This window comes from Caballeronia sp. NK8 (genome assembly GCF_018408855.1).
Taxonomy (GTDB): domain Bacteria; phylum Pseudomonadota; class Gammaproteobacteria; order Burkholderiales; family Burkholderiaceae; genus Caballeronia.
Map to the genome: position 1 here is coordinate 2280665 of NZ_AP024322.1, position 20470 is coordinate 2301134.

Below are 20470 nucleotides of genomic sequence, written 5' to 3' on the forward strand. Positions count from 1 at the left end.
GTCTTGGTCGACCGGACAGCCGTCTGGTGCTGCTCGCCAAGATGGAAGACGCCACCGCCGCTTCAGCGCTGGCGGGCTTCTCTGCCAAACTCAACTCGATTGCAGCACCGCTGCGACAAACCTTTACCTATGACCAGGGAAAAGAAATGTCGCGGCATCAAGAACTCTCTGCAACCACTGGCGTGCGCGTGTACTTCTGCGACCCACATAGCCCCTGGCAGCGTGGGACCTGCGAAAACACCAACGGATTGCTCCGTCAATATTTGCCTAAGGGCACTGACCTCTCGGTCTACACTCAGGACGAGCTCGATGCCATCGCCGACAGCCTGAACAGCCGGCCGCGCGCAACCCACGCGTTCCATTCGCCATTCGAGGTCTTCGCTGCAACACTTGCCTCAGCGAGCCAATCTCAAAGCGCTAAACATCAACCCCCCATTACACTTCGGTTTGAAACCGCCGGAGCAAAGCGTCGATTGGCCATAGCTTGGCGCCGATTGCTCAACGCTAGGGGACATTGTCGCTGCGGCGCTCAGCACATCCAAGATTGACGATTGTCGATCCAAGCATGCGTGACCCGTCGTCCAGCCCATCGTTGAATGTGATCTTCAGGAGGGACGGGGTGCAAATGTGCTGGGCAAGCGGGCGAACTGAGCTTTATTGAAGCTGCCACCGAATTCGCGCATAAACTCAACAAATTCGGCATTAGTAATCCGCTTTTTCAGAACTTTGCTTATCGACTTCTCGATCTCAGCGCGGTACTTCCAGAGAAGCTCCGAATCCTTACATTCGATCACCAGCCGATTTCGGCCTCTTCCTTTCCTAATGCGAACACGAGTGAAAGTCGACGGGCGGATATTTTCCGCGTTGAGCTCAGAGAGAATGTTCGCTGCCGTCCGGCCGCTCGCGTCGAACATTGACTCCACGCAGCGTGCCCGTACAAGCATCTCATCGAGCCCCAGTTCGTCCTTGAGCGTGAGAAGTCGTTTTCCAACCGCGAACGTTAGATCCTTCTCATAGAACAGATGACGAACTGCGTCGGGAAGCTCCCGAATCGAAACGGCAACGCTAACATTCCGTCGTGATACCCCAAGCGCCTTCGCACAGGCACTGAAACTTGCCCACTCTCCATTCGTCACCCCGAGGTGATATCGGTCGGAGATGTTTTTAGGCAGATCAAGCACGCGAGCCACGATCTTTACGGGGTCTTGCCCAGACCAGCGCAGCATTGTCTTGGAATTCAGTGCTTGGCCCTTAACAATCTTCAATACTGTTTTATTCGAATGCTTTGTATTGGCCGCCCCGCTTTGCCGGATACGGCCGAGCACCGTTTTGATCCCATCATGAATGATTGTATGGCGAATAACTCGAACGGTGTGACTGCTGATTCCAACGCGGTCATCGAATAGGTCGAGCACCTCATTGGGCAACTCGTGAAGCTGCAATGCCAACGACAAATCTCCCTGGCTCACGCGCAATGTGCTTAACGCGCCGAGTTGCGTCTTCCACTTCCCTTCGTTGAGTCCTTCTTGAAAATTCTGCGCAAGCAATAAGCAACTGCGACGGCTTATCAAGCGATAAGGTCTTTTTGATGTTTTCATCTGGTCTCCTTTCGTTCAGCGCCTGGATGATCGCATACTTGCTGCTAAAGTGAGAGAGTTGTGAAGATGACGCCACAAACTTTTTTTAATCTGAGCGAAAGCCGTATAAAAAACACCCTCTTTTAACTTTTCTCTTTTCAAAATATTTACAGAGATCATCGAACAAGTGACTTGAGCGCATCGCAGTAAGATGATGGAAGCGGCGACGGATACCGCGTCCGCTACCAGACGCTGCGAAATTCGAAAGCAGCTTGTGCGTCAATGAAAGTTGCCTTAGAATCCGACATTGATCCAGGCACTGCGACTTCGACGACTGGACTTTCGAATGCAGGTCAGCAATTCGCTGCTTTCGCTGCCAAAACCCCTCCGCTGTTTTCGCTGTAACCCCCTTCTCGATTTCACCGTTAGTCAGCTTGGCAGAAGTTCGTCCGGATAGCATTGCTTTTTTCTGTGATGACGCGCAGCTAACCCGTTGATTTTCATGTGAAAACCGCGAAATATTGCGAAATCGATTTCGTGCAGCCAACGGCTCGTTTTTCGCTTACGCGGGGAAGTCGGCGCAAGCGTCGGAACGAAGGCGATGAAAAAATGCGCGTCTGTGCCGAAGTGCCAGAGCGACGCTCGCCCTATTTATCAGGACCGGCGCGCGTCACGCTCGGCTTGTTCGACGGCGTGATCCCAACTCTGGCATCCTTTCCGTAGACGTGCATTTATCTCGTTGACGTCAAAGAAGGACCAGTTGACGGCACTGTAGCGATCGTAACTTTGCCGCAAGAACTGACTCAGTTCGTGCAGTTTGAAGATCGCAGTGGGAACGCCAAGTTCGATCGCGCAAGCCTCATGCGTGGCGATGGCGATCGCCTGCACTGGGCATTGCAAATCCGACAGAAGGGCGGAAAGAAAGTGAACGGCGGGTGCCGCACGCCAAAGAGGACATGGAAAGGTATGTGCTGCGCCCGACTCGCTCAGGACGATCATTTCGTTTGCCTTCTGCGAAGAAGAAATGATGCCAACGACAGGGACGTGCGTGATTACAAAGACGCCGAAGCGAGTGACGGCTACACAGTCCACGTCGACGCCCTGCCCCGAAAATCCTTCGCTCGTGAGCACCAGCATGTCTTCATGGAGAGCGTAACGGTTGACCATCAACGGGGCCAGAATCGCTCGCAACTTCCGCGAAAACTCGGCGTAATCACGCCGGCGCTTCTTGAGCGCCGGCTCCTTCTCATAATCTTTGGGATAACCGAGGTAAGCTTGGGTCGGAAAGAACGGGGTGGTCTGCTCTTCAGCGCGTGCGGGAGTTTGTTTTGCCATCGATTGAAGCTCCGTTGTATCTGGCGAATCGTTCAGCCAGCTCTTGTCGTTGGGGTGCAACAAGAGCAATCGTAGAGTCGATTGCGAGCATCGAGAGCATGGAATGACGCCGAATTCGATAGCTCTTTCGCCGCAGCCAGCGAATGCTGCCGCGCGCGGCGCTCGATGAGCGCAAGCCGCTGCCCCAAAATTCTTAATGTGCTAATGCGGCCGGCGTCGTTTGGCGCGACCGCTTCGATATTGCTAGCGAATTCGACTAGCCATGCGCCAACGGCGTCAATGTGCAGCACGCGCGTGTCGAAAGCAGATTCGATCGAACTTGCGCATGGCATTGTGATGCTGACTCTGGTTCCCTCGAGCGGCTGCTTATAACTGCGGTGCCGCGCGAGGAGAACGCATCCTGTACCGGCGGGCAGATCGGCACGGACAACCATGTCGGCAGATCGCTCATTTGAAGCGCTGCCGTCGGATGGCTTTAACCGCTCGAGGAGAAGCTATAGGTTGGGAAGCGATGCGTTTTCGTATCTCTTTTCGCCGATCCACAAATATCATGATAATTCCTAGCGGGCGGCGGTGAACCGACGCACTCAATCATGTCTCTGAAAAGTGCACCCGCTGTCTTAACGGCAAACGGCGTACAACGCACTTTCAAGAGCGAAGCTCGAGCCGCGGTCCGCCGCCTCGGCTCAGGAACCGAGGGACTAGAAAGATGATTCAAGTTAGACGCGAGGGCCATGTGTTTGACGCTCAGTACGAGGTACCGGCTCAGCGAGGAAGCAAGTTGCAGCACATGGGGTGGAGGTTGTCCCGATAGCAACCAGGCCGTGCAGCGTCCCTTAGCGAAAGGGTTATGAAAGACGTATGAGGAAAAGCTAGCAGAAAAACGCCGTCATTCTGCGATATGAGCGCTATCCGGATAGCGTTGGTCGCCGAGATGAGCAGGCCGAGGGTGTCCACGATTCGCAAGCTCAACATCGAAAACCGTTGTGTCCATCCGGTAGATAGACGTCAAGGCGACGCGCGAGGCGCAGCATGGAGTCGCTGCTGTTCAGCCACATGCAATATTCGTTGTTCGGTGTAGCCGATCGCGACAAGCGATCTCCGCGCGACGGGTCTCCGATGTGAGAGCGAGCGCGACAATACTGCAGACAGGCTGGAACGAAACCAACAAGGAAACGGCACCGTCATTCGGTTACGGGATCGTTCTGCGCGCTGCGCTGACTCACGCAGGGCACAGCAGATCCAGAGAAAGAAGTGTGCCTTGGCGGGCTTTGGGAGAGCGGTGCAGTCCATCGTGACCGCTTGGACTTCTGCGGACCGAATGAGCGTCTCGCCCGCGTGAGCGCTCGCATGAGGAAGGGATCGCCTACCGACGATGACCGTGCATACGGCCGGGCGCCGACCAATCTCGGCGACGCCCTTCCCCGTAATCATGCGGCCGAGATCATTGTCGCTAGATTCATGTTAGCTCGACCGATCGTCAAGCAGCAACAACTGCCCAGGCGCCGGATTGTCACGGCACCCGTTAGCAGGTTCGTTCATAGACGGGTCGTCAAGAAACGCTCCGATTGACCGCGGATTTGCGGCAGCGGAATCCCTAGATGAAGAATCTTGCGACGGAGCGCACTTGGCAAGGATACGGTAAAGCGCTTGCCTCGATATCTTTAAGTTTTTCGCGGCTTCAGATTTCACGCCGTTCGCAGCAGTGAGGGCGGCGATCACCTGTTCGGGCGTGATCACGGGTCGCGATAGGCGCTCGGCCGTGGCAAACGTCGAGATATACGCCGTCGCCTTCCCAGCAAGACTATGTCCTGCGGCTTCGACTAGCTGTTGCATGGCCCTTTGATGAAGTTCCGGATCGGGCCGGTAGTCAGCCTTCTTGATCGGCGCCGGTACGCCGGTGATTTGCTCGTACATCCTTTGAAGGTACGCGTGGCGCAGGCCATGCACCGTTACGCCCAATCCGGCGCGGCTGATCCCCTCCTTTTGCAGAACATGGTAGAAATGGCGATACCATTTCTTAAGCGACCAAGGCTCGGGAATCATCGACCCGGTGCGTGGGTTGGCGAGCCTGGCTGCACGGATAAGCACCTCGTACTGCCATTCGGCATCGATGGGCACAAGTCGGGGCCTGCCGCCCTTGGTGCCGTCAATCACATGGAGGTGGCCTGAAACGCGCAGACACTGCAGAGGACGCAGGAGCATGCTTTCCTGCGCGCGTAGCCCAAAGGTCGCCTGCAACTCGACTTGAATCGCGACCCAGCGATCGCGTTCGCAAAGTCGTGCGATGACGTCATTGACGTCGACGTTGGCCGCTTCCCACGATTTGTCTTCCTGCGCCACATAGTACCGGCGGTATCCATCGGGCCGCTTGATGTAGTCATCGACGGTTCCCACGAGTTGATGCTTTTTCATCCACGCTGCAAGCGTGCGCCAGTAGGTGAGCTTGTTCTCGACCGTCCCCGGCGCTTGTTCCTTCTCGGTGACCCAGAGTTTAACCAGATGGGCGATGTGTTTTTCCGAGAGGTTCCACGGCGATTGGAGCGCGAAGCCGCCCTTTCTGAGTTCGCGAAAGCCGGCGATGAGATGTCGCACGCGGTACGTCTGGGTCTTGATGGAAATCGCGTTGGAGGTCACGCGGGTCTTGCTGTGTGCTTTGGTTAGGTGGTGTTGAAAGAGTTCGGTGAGTTCTTTCGTGAGCCGCTGTGGCAGCCCGGCGTTGTCCAACAGTGCCGAAAAGTTGAGTTGGATTTTCACAGCTGTCGCATGAAAAGCGACGTTCTCACCTATCAGAAGAACGTCCCGGGGTGGTTGGAATACTGCACGCTTTGCTTTCCGGGATCTTAGAGATCAGGTTTTCGATTCACCCGGCGCAGGGAAGCACTGCGGCCTGATGATCCCGCTACGGACGAATCCGCAGCACGGCTACTTGACCGCAGCCACAAGCCTGTCGAGCCAAGCAATTCTTGTTGCGCATTTTGTTTTCGGCTGCGCGGGCCGACAGAAAGAGATGAAGAAATCCGCACCGAGGGTGCAAGTGATTTCCCGTCTCAAGAGCTTGCTCATCACGGTCGCCTCGAATCGGGACCGCGTGAATCAGACTTGGCTGTTTGCCGGAGACGAAAGGGAAGTTGACGTTCGCACTGTCCGTGCGAGGTTGTTCTCAGTCGATGAGGTCCTGCGTTTTGCTGGAAAGGCTAGCGTTCATGCGGTTCTGGTTGAACTCAGTTTCCGACATGACACGGCCAGCTCAATGGGCAGCGTCGCTGCCGTTCAGTGAGGTTGCGCTCATCGAGCGCGAAGCGTGGTACGAATGGAGTGCGCTGCACTCGGGTCGATGCGTCGTTGACGCGATAGGTGATTAGGATACTAGGCCCTGCGAAGCGCAAAGATAGATGGAAAGCTATCGATTTCAATACAGCTTTCGCCACGGGGCTCTGAATGTCCATGCAAAATCAGCCCAGCGGTGCCAACGAGTCGAAACGTTGCTCTCCATCTTGACGATTGGCGGTCTCATGCTTACCGCTTTAATGGTGTCGGTGGAATTCGCGCCCATGAGTTCGGCCCTGGAGTCGAAGTCAGAGCTCTCAAACCTCCTGGGGAAAAGGCCAGCGCTGGCGAGCCGAACGTCGAGCTTCTTCTGCTCTCGCCGCGCGACCTCAACTGAAGAAGCAGGGCGAGAACTCCGCGCCCCATCGACGTTCGACGGTTGCATCGATCAAGTGACTCGACGATGATCGCCGATCTTCTCGCGAGACTCCGCGACGCCTTGCGCGCCGCGCAGGTTGACTGGCACCTTGTCGTTGAACATCGCGAGAACGAGCGCTGGCAGGCTGGCAGGAAATTCTTTGCCCGCGCCAGGTACCACTGTGGACTGAAGGTACCGGGTTGCAGGAATTAGAAATGCGCTTTTCACTTCTTGACTGCCGCCCGACAGAATACTGTGCCCGCTCAGTGGCTCGAGTACGCCGATCCTGCGGAGGCTACAATACGCCAACCATCGCGTGTGTTGATTTGCACCGAAATCTGACCCACCGGGGTGCGAATTCAGTGCAAATCAACATCGCGTGGTCCGATTGCGCCGATCATGCACTGGCTCGATGCGCCAATCACGGAGTTGCTCGAATATGCCGGTCAGTGACAGAAGCGAGCATCCGTGAATTTGACGGCCATTGCTCGCAAAGATTACTTGCGGCCTAACAAGTATGTCCCGGCCCACTTACATTCAACTTCATAGCGGTGCGATCGTCGCCCACGTTGCGTGCTCTTGCGGCCAATGATGAGGCAACGTGGTGTATGTGTAATAGCCTCGACGATCCTGCCTGCCTTAGTCGAAGCGATTAGACGTACTGCACGGGGGCAGAACGGTACTGCCGCACGATGTCATCGTGCGTTAGGAGCACGATGCCTTCCGAGATCGCCTGAGCGATTAGCATCCGGTCAAACGGATCTCCGTGAATCGGCGGAAGCTGCAGTATCTCGAGGGCGTGATGAGCTTCGATCGAGAGCTCGTTGTATCCGGCGTCGAGAAGATTCGTTCGAAAAACGCGGGCATCGAGTTGGAAATCGGGACTTCGGAGCGAGCCCTTGATCACGATCTCCCAGATACTCTGAACACTGAAATAAAGCGTGTTGTTCGGATCTTCGATCAAACTGCGCGCTTGCCCGGACAGCGCCGGATCATCGCTCGCCGCCCAGATGAGCAGATGCGTATCGAGAAGAAGTTTCACTTCGACTTGCCCTCGAACATATCAGCAATCTCGTCCGCACCCATCGTATCGAAGTCAGCAGGCACCTTCAGCTGCCCCTTCATGAATCCAATACGTCTGCGCGGCTTCTCCGCCTCCGTGTCTATCCTGACAACCTTGACCAACGGCTTGCCCGCTTTCGCGATAACGAACGGCTGTCCGCCATTCACCGTCTCATCGATGAGCTTTGAGAGGTTGGTCTTCGCTTCGTGCATGTTGAATACGCGCATCTAGATCTCATTAAACTTAGTTCAATGGACTTAGTTTAGCTCGTGAATCGCGATGGTGCAACGGCATCGCATCCTCGGCCCCGGGGCGCCCAGCCATTATTTTTGACGGACGAGCCTACAACTCTCGAACGACTACACCGGTACCGCGGTCGTGGTACAACGTGGAGGCTGGCCGCCGGAACTCACGACGACAGGGTTGTTGTCGGCCGGCGCCCGCTTCAAGAAAGGCCGCGTCAAAAGCTACCCAAAATTTTGAGGGTTTTTGCTTGCTCGACTGCGCATGCTAGATACAGTGGACCTGAGCAGTGGGCCCCGTCTACCGAGGCGGCCGTGCACAATCGATAAGCCGTCCCAATGCCCTGATTGACGCGTTCTCGCACCAAGGGCCATCGAATCGCAACCGGTGATGAAGGAACGGTCAAACATTGAAAATCTACCTCGGTCATACCTGCGCTCTCGGTTTTGCGTCTCAAAGGTCGCGCACTCGCAATTGTCGGACTGTTATTTCACGTCTTATTCGAGTCAACTGTGCCAAGGCAGATTTTTTAAAAAAAATTGGGGCACGGTTTGTGCTCTAGCGTCACCGATAGTAAAGTAGCGCCCGCATAACATGCAAATGCATGCCATTTGCACAAATTTCGAGGTGAATGACGCCTCCATACTGTTGATTCCGTGGCCAATTGCATGCGCAGCAAACCCATCGTCGTCGACCTCGACGGCACGCTCATCCGTTCAGACGTACTGGTTGAAAGCGGGTTTGCGTTCCTAAGGGCATTCCCACTTCGATTCTACGCACCGCTCCTGTGGCTCGCGCGCGGGGGCAAGGCCATGCTGAAGACGCGCCTTGCGGAGCACGCGAATATCGATGTGAGCGTTCTTCCCTACGACCCCGAACTCATCGCATGGCTGAGCGAGGCGCGCGAATCGGGACGCTCACTCGTGCTTGCCACTGCGAGTCACGAACGCTTCGCCAAGGGCATCGCCGATCACCTAGGGATCTTCGACACCGTTTTCGCGACCAACGAGACGATCAATCTTTCGGCCGGAAAGAAACGCGACGCCCTGGTCGCCGAATACGGCGAAAAGGGCTTCGACTATGTCGGCAACTCCCATGACGACGTTCCAGTCTGGCAGGCCGCAGATTGCGCGTACGTGGTCAATCCGCTTCCCGGCGTGGCGCGCGCGGCGCACGGCAACGGCAATGTGGAGCGCGTGTTCGAGAGCCGCCCGTCGACGCTCAGAGTGTGGGCGAAGTCGCTGCGGCTGCACCAGTGGCTCAAGAATTTGCTGATCTTCCTGCCGCTGCTCGCCGGGCATTTCGCGGACGACTCGCACCGCGTGCTCGCCGCGATCATCGCCTTTATTACTTTCGGTATGTGTGCGTCGAGCGTCTATCTGCTCAACGACCTGCTCGATCTCGAGGACGATCGCCACCACCCGGTGAAGCGCAAGCGTCCGCTCGCCGCAGGCGCGATGCCGCTGCTTGTGGGCCTCACGCTTTTCCCCGTGTTGCTGTTCGCGGCCTTCGGAATTGCATTCGCCTTCCTGCCGTGGCGGTTTGGCGCCGTGCTCGGCGGATATTACGTGCTCACGCTCGCCTATTCGACGGTGCTCAAACGCCGCGTGATGGTCGACGTGGTCGTGCTCGCGGGGCTGTACACGGTGCGCATCGTCGCCGGAACCGCTGCCATCGGCGCCCATCTGACGTTCTGGCTGCTCGCGTTCTCGATGTTCATCTTCCTGAGCCTGGCGCTCGTCAAGCGCTACGCCGAACTCCATTCGATGAAAGAGCGCGGCCTCGTGAAAACCCGCGGACGAGGTTACGTCGCGAGCGATTTGTCGCTGATCTCGTCTCTCGGTACATCCTCGGGCTATCTCGCTGTTCTCGTGCTGGCGCTGTACATTCAGGATCGTGGCACCACGGCGCTCTATCGCCATCCGCAGATCATCTGGCTCGCGTGCCCGTTGCTGCTTTACTGGATCAGCCGAACGTGGATCATCGCGCACCGCGGCGGCATGGACGACGATCCCATCGTATTCGCCGCGCGCGACCGGACGAGCCTGTGCGTCATCACCTTGTGCGCGCTCATTTTCTGGCTGGCGATCTGAGCCATGACCAAGCTCCTGTCCTGGGGACGCTATCCCAAAGCGCCGCAGCAGCCGCATGCGGTCGCATGGCGCGACATGACCGCGCGCGTGCTGCGGGATGCCGCCGGGCCGGGCACCACCCTGCCCTTCGGCAACGGGCGCAGCTACGGCGACAGTTGCCTGGCCGCGTCGGGACATGTCGTGCAAATGCTGCCTCTCGACCGGGTCATCGATTTCGACCCGGAAACCGGCGTGCTGCGAGCGGAAGCTGGCATCACGCTCGAGCAGATTCTCGAAATCGCGATCCCGCAAGGCTGGATGCTGCCGGTCACGCCCGGCACCAAGTACGCCACGCTAGGGGGCGCGATCGCCAACGACGTGCACGGCAAGAATCATCATGTGCGCGGCACGTTCGGGCGGCACCTCAACGCGTTCTGTCTGTTACGCAGCGACGGCGCGGAAATGGTCTGCACACCTTCCAACCACGCGGCGCTGTGGGAAGCGACCATTGGCGGTCTCGGGCTGACGGGCATCGTCATCTGGGCGGAACTCCGGCTGATTCCGGTGCGTTCGAGCCTCATAGACGTGACGAGCATCCGCTTCGGCAATCTCGACGAGTTTTTCGCGCTGTCCGAAGAACTCGATGCGCGGCACGAGTACAGCGTCTCCTGGGTCGATTGCCTGAGCCGCGGCAGCGCGCTGGGACGTGGCATCTTCATGGTCGGCGATCATTCGATCCACGGCCGCCTCGAAGTCGATCGCCGCAAAAAACACACGGTGCTCGTGACGCCGCCCTTCTCACCGATCAACGGCGCGACGCTGCGCGCGTTCAACGAACTTTATTTTCGCCGTCAACGCGACGATCGCGTATGGTCGCGTGTCGGCTACGACGGCTATTTCTATCCGCTCGACAGTCTGCTCCAGTGGAACCGAATCTACGGCCGCGCAGGCTTTCAGCAATACCAATGCGTCGTGCCGGGCGAATGCTCACGCGAAGCAATCCGCGCCATACTGCAGGCCATCTCGGCAAGCGGCACCGGCTCGTTTCTCGCGGTGCTGAAGCGCTGCGGAGACATTGCGTCGCCGGGACTGCTGTCGTTTCCGATGCCCGGCGCGTCGCTCGCGCTCGACTTTCCGCAGAACGGGGCGCGTAACGGCCCGTTGTTCGCCACGCTCGACCGAATCGTGCGGGAAGCAGGCGGCCGACTTTATCCGGCGAAGGACGCGCACATGTCAGGCTCGGACTTTCGCACGGCCTTTCCACGCTGGCAGGAATTGGAAGCGCTGCGCGATCCCGCGCTCTTGTCGCGCTTCTGGGAACGAGTGACCACATCATCATGAAGAACATCGTCATCATCGGTGCGACGTCGGCGATTGCCATCGCCTGCGCACGCGTCTGGGCGGGCAAGGGCGCGCGCTTTTTCCTCGTCGCACGCAACGGCGAGCGGCTCGAACAGGTCGCCGCGGATCTCACCGCGCGTGGCGCAAAGCTCGCCGTGTGCCACCGGCTCGACGTCGACGATCTGAACGCGCATGCCGCAATGCTCACGCAATGCGTGGCAGAGCTCGTTTCGCTCGACGTCGTGTTGGTCGCGCCGGGCACGCTGCCCGATCAGAAAGCCTGCGAAGCCGATCCGGCCGTCGCGGTGCGCGAGTTCAGCACGAACGCTACCTCGCTGATTGCGCTGCTCACACCGCTCGCGAACACGCTCGAAGGCCAGCGTCACGGCGCGCTCGCGGTGATTTCGTCGGTCGCGGGCGATCGCGGACGGCCGTCGAACTATCTTTACGGCAGCGCAAAGGCGGCGCTTTCCGCGTTTCTCGAAGGCTTGCGCGCGCGGCTGTTCAAGGCGGGCGTCCACGTGCTGACCATCAAGCCGGGCTTCGTCGCCACGCCGATGACCGCCGGCCTGCCGCTGCCCGGGCCGCTCGTCGCTACACCTGACAAGGTCGCGAGCGATATCGTGCGCGGCATCGACAGGAAGAAGAACGTGCTTTATACGCCGTGGTTCTGGTGGGGCATCATGACGATCATCCGTAATGTGCCGCAGTTCCTGTTCAAACGAGCGTCCTTGTGAGTGCATCGAAGGTGTCGCGTGGACAACTCACGTGGCATCATTTGCTGCTCGTGCTGGGCGTGTTCACGGTGGTCACCACGACCGTTGGCGTGGTACGCCATTTCACGCCCGTGCCGCTCGGAGATCAGTGGGACGGCACGATCGGTTTCTATCTGCGCACCCAGCAGGATCCGCTCGGCGCCTGGTTCGAGCAGCACAACGAGCATCGCCTGATCTTTTCGCGCATTCTTTTCTATCTCGACGTCCGTTACTTCGGCGGCAGAAACGTTTCCTTGCTTGCGGCCAATATCGCGCTGACCGGCCTGATCGCGCTCACGATCGTGCATGTTGCGTTGAGCCGCATGGCGCTTTCGGGCGCTCGAAGGCTCGGTCTGACCGGGGCGACCCTCATCTTCACGTTCTCGTGGATGCAGTTCGAGAACTTCACGTGGGGGTTTCAGAATCAGTGGTTTGCTGTATGCCTCTTCGCCCTCTGGACATTCGAAGCAGTCGAGCGATGCGCCGACCGGCTACGCTCGGGCGACCGTACGCAGGGGAACGGCTGGCTGCTGGCGGCGTGGCTCTGCGCGATCGCCGCCGCTATCTCGATGGCGAGCGGATTGCTCGCGATCGCCGTGGCGGCCATGCAAGCAGCGCACCGCCGCATCGGAGCCGCGCGCGTTGGCCTCACGCTTCTCGTCGGCGCCGCGACCTGGCTGCTGTACCTGCGCCACTGGCATCCTGCGGATGCGTCCTTTGATGCGCTCGCAGTCGCGCAGGGGCATCCGGTCCGCCTCGTCGAATATGTGCTGCTATATTTGGGCTCCGGCGGCTCACACACGCCTTTGGCGTATGCGGGCGCTTATGTCTGGGGCATCATCGTGGCATTGGCAGTGCTTGTGCAGGCGCTCGGGCTGTTCGTCAGCGCTGAACAGGCGCTCGGATCGCACATCGCGTTCGCCCTGTTCGGCACGGCCAACGCGCTGATGACGGCATCGGGACGGCTCGTCTACGGCATGGAATCGGCGCTTGCGTCGCGCTATACGACCATTTCCCTGCTATGCGCCCTGACGCTAATGCTGTTCTCACTCGCCAATTCGAAGAGTGTGCGTGGCCGCCGCATGACCGTCCTGGCGGGGTGCATCGCGATCGCGACGCTCGTCGTGTTTCAGTGGCTCTCCCTGCGCGGCGGGGAAAACGAGCGATATGAACGCAACGTCAGCGGCCTCGCCCTGCGCGCACACGTGTACGATAGCGCGGTGACGAAGCCCGTCTATCCTTTCGAGGACCGGCTGATCCGGACCGCCAAAGAGGCGGAAGCGGCCGGTCTGAGCATTTTCTCGCCGCATCAGAAGGATTTCTACGTTGCGCCCGCGCACGTTCCGGCGTCCGCGCGCTGTGACGGCTACGTCGATCACGTTTGGCTCACCGGGACGTCGGGCATCTATGGCGCCTCCGGCTGGATCTACAATGCTGAGTCGCGGCAGGTGCCTAGGGACGTGATCGTGGTCAATCCGGACGGAGATTCGATCGGGACCGGCGTCAGCGGAGGCCCGCGCGACGACGTTCGCGCCATGCACGGCGACGATGCCCGCTTCTCTGCCTGGACCGCATTTTTCGCTGCGTCACCCGAATCCGTGTTCCGCGTGACGGGGCGGCTGAGCAACGGCACCTTCTGCTCGATGCTCGGCACCACCGTCGGACACACACCCTGATTGCGAAGGCGAGCCTTCGCGAATTGACGGAACCGAATTGACGCAATCAAACGACAACCAACGCATGAAAGACACCCGTATCGTGCTTCCCGGCGGCGCAGGCCTCGTCGGCCAGAACCTCGTCGCCCGACTGAAGGCGCAGGGCTACCACAATCTCGTCGTACTCGACAAATTCCGCGCGAATCTCGGCATCCTGCGCGCGACGCATCCCGACGTGACGGCCATCTACGCGGACCTCGCCGAGCCCGGCGGCTGGGAGCAGCACTTCGAAGGCGCGGATGTCGTCGTGATGCTTCAGGCGCAGATCGGCGCGCCCACACTGGAGCCGTTCATCCGCAACAACATCACTGCGACGCGCCATGTGCTTGCGGCGATCAAGCAATACGAGGTGCCGTACACGGTGCACATCAGTTCGTCGGTGGTGAACTCCGTTGCGAACGATTTCTATACCGACACAAAACGTGAACAGGAAGAGATCGTGGTGGCCTCGGGCATCGACTGCGTCGTGCTCAGGCCCACGCTCATGTTTGGCTGGTTCGACCGCAAGCACCTTGGCTGGCTCTCGCGTTTCATGCAACGCGTGCCCGCGTTTCCGATTCCCGGCAGCGGCAAGTACATGCGCCAGCCGCTCTATGTCGGTGATTTCTGCAACGTGATCATCAGTTGCATCGACTCACGGATCAAGGGCTCGGCCTACAACATTTCGGGCCTTGAGCGAGTCGATTACATCGACATCATCCGTCAGATCAAACGCGCCACGCGCGCGCGCTGCGCCATCATCAAGATTCCCTACGGTCTCTTCGATGTGCTGTTGCGCATCTACGCGATGTTCGACAAGAACCCGCCGTTCACCTCCGATCAGTTGAAAGCGCTCACCGCAGGCGACGAATTCGAAGTGATCGACTGGCCGGGCATCTTCAGGATTCGCCCGACCCCGTTCGCGAACGCGATGGACGAAACCTTCAACGATCCCACCTACAGCCATATTGCACTCGAGTTTTGAGCGGAACGAGAACATGAGCGGAGAACGCATCGCAGTACTCGGAGCCGGGCCAATGGGTCTCGGCGCCGCCTACCAACTGGTGAAGGACGGCAAGCGGCCTGTCATCTTCGAAGCTGACGATCGCGTCGGCGGCATGGCGGCATGCTTCGATTTCAGTGGATTGTCGATCGAACGCTACTACCATTTCCATGCGATCTCGGATCACGCATTCCTTAAGGTGCTCGACGAACTCGGGCTCGCCGACAAGATGCAGTGGCGTGAAACGAAGATGGGCTACTACTACCAGGGCCGCGTGCAGGCGTGGGGCAATCCGGTCGCGCTGCTGAAGTTCAAGGGGCTTTCGTTCGTCGCGAAATTCCGCTATGGACTACACGCTTTTCTTTCGACCAAGCGCAACGACTGGAAGCCGCTGGATAAAGTGGAAGCGACCGGCTGGATTCGCCGCTGGATCGGCGAGGAAGCATGGGAAGTGCTGTGGCGGCGTCTGTTCGACTACAAGTTCTACGACTACGGGTACAACTTGTCCGCGGCGTGGATTTGGAGCCGGATTCGGCGCATCGGCCGCTCGCGCTATAACCTCTTCCACGAGAAGCTCGGCTTTCTCGAAGGCGGGTCGGACACGCTGCTCCAATGCATGCGCCGCTATATCGAAGCCAACGGCGGTGAGTTCCGGCTGTCGACAGCGGCTCAAAAAGTGGTAATTGAGAACGGTGCGGTAAAAGGCATCGAGGCGAACGGCGAGTTTCATTCGTTCGACAGAGTCATCAGCACAATTCCGTTACCCTATGTGCCGCGCGTCATGCCCGATCTGCCGTCGAACATTCTCGACGCCTTCAAGAGCGTGAAGAACGTCGCGTGCGTCTGCGTCATCGCGAAGCTGAAGAAGCCGGTGACGGAGAACTTCTGGCTCAACACCAACGATCCGGAAATGGACATTCCAGGTATCGTCGAATACACGAACTTGCGGCCGCTCGATCAGCACATCGTCTATGTGCCGTTCTATGTGCCCGGCGAGCATCCGAAGTATCAGGAGCCGGACGGCATATTCATCGACAAGACGAAGCGCTATCTCATGAAGATCAATCCAGCGTTGACGGCTGACGACTTCATCGATGTACGCGCGAGCCGCTATCGCTTCGCGCAGCCCATCTGCGAACCCGGCTATCTGGATCGTCTGCCGCCGATTCAACTACCGGTGGAGGGCCTGCTGGTCGCCGATACGTCGTACTATTATCCGGAGGATCGCGGTATTTCGGAGAGCATCGATCTGTCGCGCAAGATGGCCAGGATGCTATGACGCGTGCCCATACCGTCGTCGCGAAGACTTTCGTCTCGAAGCAGTTCTTCGTGTTCCTGTTGACCGGCGGCTTTGCGGCCGCGGTCAACTGGGGAAGCCGCATCGTCTTCAATTTGTGGATGCCCTATTCGGCGGCGATCGTTGTCGCGTATGTCGCGGGGATGATCACAGCATTCGTTCTCGCGAAGATCTTCGTGTTTCGGCAGAGCACGCAAAGCGCTGGGCGCTCCGTGTTATTTTTCACGCTTGTGAATCTCGTGGGGATATTGCAGACGTGGGCCGTCAGCGTTGGGCTCGCCTACTATGTCTTTCCGCGGCTCGGCATCACTTGGCACGATCGCGAGATCGCGCATCTGATCGGAGTAATGATTCCGGTGTTCACGAGCTATATCGGTCATAAGAAATTCAGCTTTAAACACTGAGCCCTCGACGGCTCGCCGCGCCATCTTCTTCCGGACCAACCGCTTTTCGATGCAGCCCAAGCTTCCATCAGATGCGAACGTCTCAGTTGCTGCCGATCGTGGCCGGATGACGGGCGCGTGCGCGATCGCGCACGGTGTGCTCGGTGCGCTATTTTTCGTGGCGGTGATACTTTGCTATCTGCCGCTCGCGCCGGGCTTTCCGATCGACAGCCTGGACTCCGCCTGGCAATACGCCATGAACGAGGCGATTGCGCGGCATCTCGTCATCGGCCGCGACATCATCTTCACTTTTGGACCATTCGCCCCGGTCTATACGCGCCAGTACCATCCCGCCACTGACGCTCTCGGCATAGCGGGCAATCTGCTAACCGGTCTGGGCTTCGCGGCAGGCCTGCTGTGCCTGGCCGCGAACAGCCGGAAATGGCCGCTCCCGTTCGTACTGGCAGGTCTTTACACGAGCGTGCTGCTCGACCCCCTCTACCTTGCGATTCCGCCCTTGCTGCTGTTCGTTACAGCGCGCCTCACGGTCGCCCACGGCAAGCGTTTCGCGCTGCATGCCACGTGGCTGACGGATGTCGCGCAGGCGCTGCTAGCGGCATCGCTCGGGCTACTTCCGCTCGTCAAGGGTTCCTTCGGCGCGCTCAGCCTGGTGATCGGCGGGCTGTCGTTTCTGCTGCAATGGCGCCGCAGTCCGTCGCGCGCTCTGTGCGGCGTCGTACTCTTCGCGCTCACACTGTGTGGCGGATGGGTCGCGGCGGGCCAGCCCTTCGCAGCGTTGCCGCACTACTTCATTTCGATGCAGCCAATCATCTCCGGCTACACGGACGCAATGTCCTTGTCGGGACGCCCCGCGGAGATGTGGCTCTATGGGGGAGTCGCGATCATTGCGCTGTGGCTGAGTTTTCGCTGGGCAAGTCGGAGCGGCAGGTTCGTTGCATGCACCGTGACGTTAGGCCTGGCGATCAGCCTGTTCATCGTGTTCAAGGCGGGGTTCGTCCGTCACGATGCGCACGCGCTCATCGCGTTCGGCACTTTGCTTTTCATAGCGATTTTCGTAGCTTTCGAGTGCCCGCCCGTTGGAGCGCTGGTACTCGTTATATTGGCAGTGACCGCCGAATATCACGCGGACAATCGGTACTTCGACCGCCATACGTTGCCGACGCGCGTTTCGAACACGCTGAGCGCAATCGGTCGCGGCATCGGCGAGCGTCTAAACGGCGGCCTGGCGCTACGCGCGCACTACGATGCGAGCATCAATGCCATTCGCCAAGCGCTTCCACTGCCGTCGCCGGGCGGGTCGTGGGACGTGTATCCGGTCAGCCAGAACGTGCCGCTCGCCAATGGCGTCGCATGGTCGCCACGGCCGGTGTTTCAGAGCTACTCCGCATACGGTGCGCAACTCGCCCAAGTGAACGCGGCACACTTGCTGTCCGGTAAGGGACCGACCAACGTCCTGTTCGGTGTGTCACCGATCGACCGGCGTCTACCCGCCTTCGACGATAGTCTGAGCTGGCTCGGCTTGCTCGGCGGCTATCGGCTGGAAGGTCGCGCAGGCGATTTCCTCGTGCTGCGGCGCGACTCGTCGGCCATTCGGCCAGCTGAACTCGTTCCGCTCGCAAGCATGGAGACGAAGCTCGGCGAATTCGTGCTGTTGCCCGCTTCCGCAGATCCGCTTTGGGTGACGATCGACCTTGCACCGTCGTTGGCAGGAAAGATCGCGAACATTCTTCTCGCCATTCCAGAGGTGACCATCGAGCTTTCGTTCGCGGATGGACATATCGAGTCGTTTCGCTACATCTCATCGATCGGCGCGACGAGTTTCCTGATCTCTCCTCTCGTGCGCAACACCGCCGACTTCGCGACGCTGATTGCGACGGCCGGGCGAGCGCCGACGCTCGATCGACCCGTTGCGATCCGCATCGTCCCACATGTGCGCTCGAGCATCTTCTGGGCGAAACGCGTGCCGGTGCAAATCTCGCGCATGCGGATACCGCAGGCAACAAGTCAGTGAGCACCGTGTTCGTCGATTGAAATTCTGGGCGCGATCGCTCGTTCGCGCTCACACACTCGAAACCAGCTGGTCCTGCATGCACCGATGCCAGTAGATCACCCGACACAATTTAAAACTAAAATCGGGTAGGCTTAGGCCGTACTTGCACGTCATTCAATACGTAGACCGGCAACTGCTTCGACTGCAGTCAAGTAGCGGGGCCGTTCGTTTCAATATATGCAACCTACATTCGGAGGAACCGTTCCCGTGCAACCGACAGGCTTACACCCTTTGCTTCGCAAATGGAGATCTAAATGGAGAATGTCGATTTCAACTCCCGGTATTGGGATGGTTCATACGATTGGAATGGCGGTGGCGAAGAATGGAGTGAGATGTGGGGCGGAAGCCGGGCGCAATGGCTCGGTTCGCTATATCCGCGGGTGAGCGCTTTTTTACCTGCGAAGAACGTTCTGGAAATCGCGCCCGGTTTCGGCAGATGGACTAGATTTCTGCTTGCGGCAAGCGACAGTTACCAAGGCATCGATCTTTCGCAGGAATGCGTGGACGCCTGCATCCGACGCTTTGAGAATGCACCGCACGCACGGTTCATGAAGAATAATGGCTCGTCGCTCGAAACCGTGGCCGATGGCTCGATCGATTTCATTTTTTCTTTCGATTCGCTGGTGCATGCATCGACCGATGTACTCGACGCCTATATTCCGCAGATCATCGCCAAACTCAGCTCTCGGGGTGCGGCCTTCATTCACCATTCCAACTGGCTCGATGCTGGCAAAGGGCTTCCGAACGATCACGGCCGTGCAATCGATGTCTCGCATCGTGCAGTGCTCGACACGATTGATTTGCACGGCGGCCGCATGTTGATACAGGAGATGATCAACTGGGGCGCAGGTCCTTGCACGGATTGCCTGACGACATTCTGCAGACGTGAAGCATATTCTGGCTGGGAATCCACTTCGCTGGAGAATAGCGAATTCATGCACGAGGGAAACTATATCCGGCAGTTTCAGAGCCCCTACTCGCATATCGCCATGCTGGGAAACAGGCTTTGACGCGACACTCTCTGGCCGCCGCAGGATTTCAATAAATTGATTTCGCCCGTCCAACGACGGCTCTTCGACTCGCCAAGGAAACAGAATGAGCGCGCAATGTCCGAGTCTGCAGGAACAGGTTTTATCGAAGCACTGGCGGGAAAGAACGAGTCGTTTCCAATACATCGGGCAATGTCTGAGCCATTATTACGAAGCAGCGCTGAACCGCGAGATATCGGCGAGCGAGACGATGTTCAACGAATGGTATCTGGAAATCGGATGCAGCGCGGTTCAGGTGATTGTCAATGCCTACTTAAGCAGTTTCGTACATCGGGTCAATACTGTCCTGGATCTCCCTTGCGGACATGGCCGCGTGCTTCGGCACTTGATGGCCCTGTTCCCTGATGCGCGCATTCATGCATGCGACCTCGATCGCTCCGGAGTGGATTTTTGCTGTGATGTGTTAGGTGCTGCCAAAGGCATTTATTCGAAGGAAGAGCTGTCGGAAATCGAATTTCCCGAGGAATACGACCTGATCTGGGTTGGATCGCTATTCACTCACACATCGCGTCCGGTCATGAAACGATGGCTGACGCACCTTTCGCGATTTCTCAGTCCGACTGGAATCATCGTTGCCACTGCGCATGGTAGATGGTGCGAGATATTGGGCGAGAAACTCAAATATATCAACGACGAGGCGTGGGCCGGCATTGTTCTGGATTATCGGAGCAGCGGTTTCGGCTATAGAGACTATGAGCGAAAGGAAAATCACGACTATATCGAAGGGAGCTACGGCGTATCACTCTCGAAAGCGTCGGAGCTGATTCGGGATGTCGAATCCATAGGAAATCTGCGCATATTTTCCTATGTCGAACGAGGCTGGGCCGATCATCAAGATGTCATCGTTTTCGGCAGGCCTGGTTTCGCGAGCTAAATGATGAGATAAACAGAACAGAAGC

The 20470-nt window shown here is 58.4% G+C and carries 17 protein-coding genes; 12 read left to right on the forward strand and 5 right to left on the reverse strand.

What is annotated here, in order from left to right:
- Nucleotides 1-26: 26 nt before the first annotated feature.
- Nucleotides 27-548 (forward strand): IS30 family transposase, encoded by a 522-nt coding sequence (locus tag NK8_RS42770; RefSeq protein WP_225936161.1) that lies wholly within the window; start codon nt 27-29, stop codon nt 546-548.
- A 57-nt stretch (nt 549-605) separates the two neighbouring features.
- Here NK8_RS42770 and NK8_RS10885 read toward each other — a convergent pair whose 3' ends face one another.
- The 3 genes from NK8_RS10885 to NK8_RS10895 form a co-directional block, all read right to left on the reverse strand.
- Nucleotides 606-1598, reverse strand: coding sequence for a hypothetical protein (locus tag NK8_RS10885; RefSeq protein ID WP_213226328.1), 993 nt, complete (start codon nt 1596-1598; stop codon nt 606-608).
- A 633-nt stretch (nt 1599-2231) separates the two neighbouring features.
- The gene (locus NK8_RS10890) at nt 2232-2912 is read right to left on the reverse strand and encodes a hypothetical protein (RefSeq protein WP_213226329.1); all 681 of its coding nucleotides are present in this window, start codon (nt 2910-2912) and stop codon (nt 2232-2234) included.
- A gap of 1464 nt (nt 2913-4376) precedes the next feature.
- Nucleotides 4377-5669, reverse strand: coding sequence for an integrase domain-containing protein (locus tag NK8_RS10895; RefSeq protein WP_225936162.1), 1293 nt, complete (start codon nt 5667-5669; stop codon nt 4377-4379).
- 172 nt (nt 5670-5841) lie between these two features.
- Here NK8_RS10895 and NK8_RS10900 point away from each other — a divergent pair, with 172 nt between their 5' ends.
- A complete protein-coding gene (locus tag NK8_RS10900; RefSeq protein WP_213226330.1) occupies nt 5842-6192 on the forward strand; it encodes a hypothetical protein in 351 nt (116 codons plus the stop codon).
- A gap of 1060 nt (nt 6193-7252) precedes the next feature.
- On the opposite strand, the gene NK8_RS10905 is transcribed toward NK8_RS10900, so the two are convergent.
- Entirely contained in the window at nt 7253-7642 is a 390-nt protein-coding gene (locus tag NK8_RS10905; RefSeq protein ID WP_213226331.1) for a type II toxin-antitoxin system VapC family toxin, read from the reverse strand.
- The gene (locus NK8_RS10910; RefSeq protein ID WP_213226332.1) at nt 7639-7890 is read right to left on the reverse strand and encodes a type II toxin-antitoxin system Phd/YefM family antitoxin; all 252 of its coding nucleotides are present in this window, start codon (nt 7888-7890) and stop codon (nt 7639-7641) included. The genes NK8_RS10905 and NK8_RS10910 overlap by 4 nt, the downstream gene beginning before the upstream one ends.
- 684 nt (nt 7891-8574) lie before the next feature.
- Here NK8_RS10910 and NK8_RS10915 point away from each other — a divergent pair.
- The 10 genes from NK8_RS10915 (at nt 8575) to NK8_RS10960 (ending at nt 20445) form a co-directional block, all read left to right on the forward strand.
- Complete coding sequence (locus tag NK8_RS10915; protein WP_213226333.1) at nt 8575-9999, forward strand: UbiA family prenyltransferase; 1425 nt, start codon at nt 8575-8577, stop codon at nt 9997-9999.
- Nucleotides 10000-10002: 3 nt separating this feature from the next.
- Nucleotides 10003-11319, forward strand: a complete 1317-nt coding sequence (locus NK8_RS10920; protein ID WP_213226334.1) for an FAD-binding oxidoreductase — start codon at nt 10003-10005, stop codon at nt 11317-11319.
- Nucleotides 11316-12056, forward strand: a complete 741-nt coding sequence (locus tag NK8_RS10925; RefSeq protein WP_213226335.1) for an SDR family oxidoreductase — start codon at nt 11316-11318, stop codon at nt 12054-12056. Before NK8_RS10920 ends, NK8_RS10925 begins: the two co-directional genes overlap by 4 nt.
- Nucleotides 12053-13750, forward strand: a complete 1698-nt coding sequence (locus NK8_RS10930) for a hypothetical protein (protein ID WP_213226336.1) — start codon at nt 12053-12055, stop codon at nt 13748-13750. The genes NK8_RS10925 and NK8_RS10930 overlap by 4 nt, the downstream gene beginning before the upstream one ends.
- A 64-nt stretch (nt 13751-13814) precedes the next feature.
- Nucleotides 13815-14753 (forward strand): NAD(P)-dependent oxidoreductase, encoded by a 939-nt coding sequence (locus NK8_RS10935; RefSeq protein ID WP_213226337.1) that lies wholly within the window; start codon nt 13815-13817, stop codon nt 14751-14753.
- A gap of 13 nt (nt 14754-14766) precedes the next feature.
- Complete coding sequence (locus tag NK8_RS10940) at nt 14767-16050, forward strand: NAD(P)/FAD-dependent oxidoreductase (protein WP_213226338.1); 1284 nt, start codon at nt 14767-14769, stop codon at nt 16048-16050.
- A complete protein-coding gene (locus NK8_RS10945) occupies nt 16047-16472 on the forward strand; it encodes a GtrA family protein (RefSeq protein ID WP_213226339.1) in 426 nt (141 codons plus the stop codon). The genes NK8_RS10940 and NK8_RS10945 overlap by 4 nt, the downstream gene beginning before the upstream one ends.
- A 49-nt stretch (nt 16473-16521) precedes the next feature.
- On the forward strand, nt 16522-18483 hold the full coding sequence (locus tag NK8_RS10950; RefSeq protein WP_213226340.1) for a hypothetical protein: 1962 nt from the start codon (nt 16522-16524) through the stop codon (nt 18481-18483).
- Nucleotides 18484-18776: 293 nt separating this feature from the next.
- Complete coding sequence (locus NK8_RS10955; protein ID WP_213226341.1) at nt 18777-19532, forward strand: class I SAM-dependent methyltransferase; 756 nt, start codon at nt 18777-18779, stop codon at nt 19530-19532.
- Nucleotides 19533-19617: 85 nt separating this feature from the next.
- On the forward strand, nt 19618-20445 hold the full coding sequence (locus NK8_RS10960) for a trans-aconitate 2-methyltransferase (RefSeq protein WP_213226342.1): 828 nt from the start codon (nt 19618-19620) through the stop codon (nt 20443-20445).
- Nucleotides 20446-20470: the final 25 nt, after the last annotated feature.

Excerpts from the sequence above, each read along its gene's own strand:
- NK8_RS10885 (WP_213226328.1), bottom strand. The coding sequence starts at position 1,598 with ATGAAAACATCAAAAAGACCTTATCGCTTGATAAGCCGTCGCAGTTGC.
- NK8_RS10890 (WP_213226329.1), bottom strand. The coding sequence starts at position 2,912 with ATGGCAAAACAAACTCCCGCACGCGCTGAAGAGCAGACCACCCCGTTC.
- NK8_RS10910 (WP_213226332.1), bottom strand. The coding sequence starts at position 7,890 with ATGCGCGTATTCAACATGCACGAAGCGAAGACCAACCTCTCAAAGCTC.
- NK8_RS10915 (WP_213226333.1), top strand. The coding sequence starts at position 8,575 with ATGCGCAGCAAACCCATCGTCGTCGACCTCGACGGCACGCTCATCCGT.
- NK8_RS10920 (WP_213226334.1), top strand. The coding sequence starts at position 10,003 with ATGACCAAGCTCCTGTCCTGGGGACGCTATCCCAAAGCGCCGCAGCAG.
- NK8_RS10925 (WP_213226335.1), top strand. The coding sequence starts at position 11,316 with ATGAAGAACATCGTCATCATCGGTGCGACGTCGGCGATTGCCATCGCC.
- NK8_RS10935 (WP_213226337.1), top strand. The coding sequence starts at position 13,815 with ATGAAAGACACCCGTATCGTGCTTCCCGGCGGCGCAGGCCTCGTCGGC.
- NK8_RS10940 (WP_213226338.1), top strand. The coding sequence starts at position 14,767 with ATGAGCGGAGAACGCATCGCAGTACTCGGAGCCGGGCCAATGGGTCTC.
- NK8_RS10945 (WP_213226339.1), top strand. The coding sequence starts at position 16,047 with ATGACGCGTGCCCATACCGTCGTCGCGAAGACTTTCGTCTCGAAGCAG.
- NK8_RS10950 (WP_213226340.1), top strand. The coding sequence starts at position 16,522 with ATGCAGCCCAAGCTTCCATCAGATGCGAACGTCTCAGTTGCTGCCGAT.
- NK8_RS10955 (WP_213226341.1), top strand. The coding sequence starts at position 18,777 with ATGGAGAATGTCGATTTCAACTCCCGGTATTGGGATGGTTCATACGAT.
- NK8_RS10960 (WP_213226342.1), top strand. The coding sequence starts at position 19,618 with ATGAGCGCGCAATGTCCGAGTCTGCAGGAACAGGTTTTATCGAAGCAC.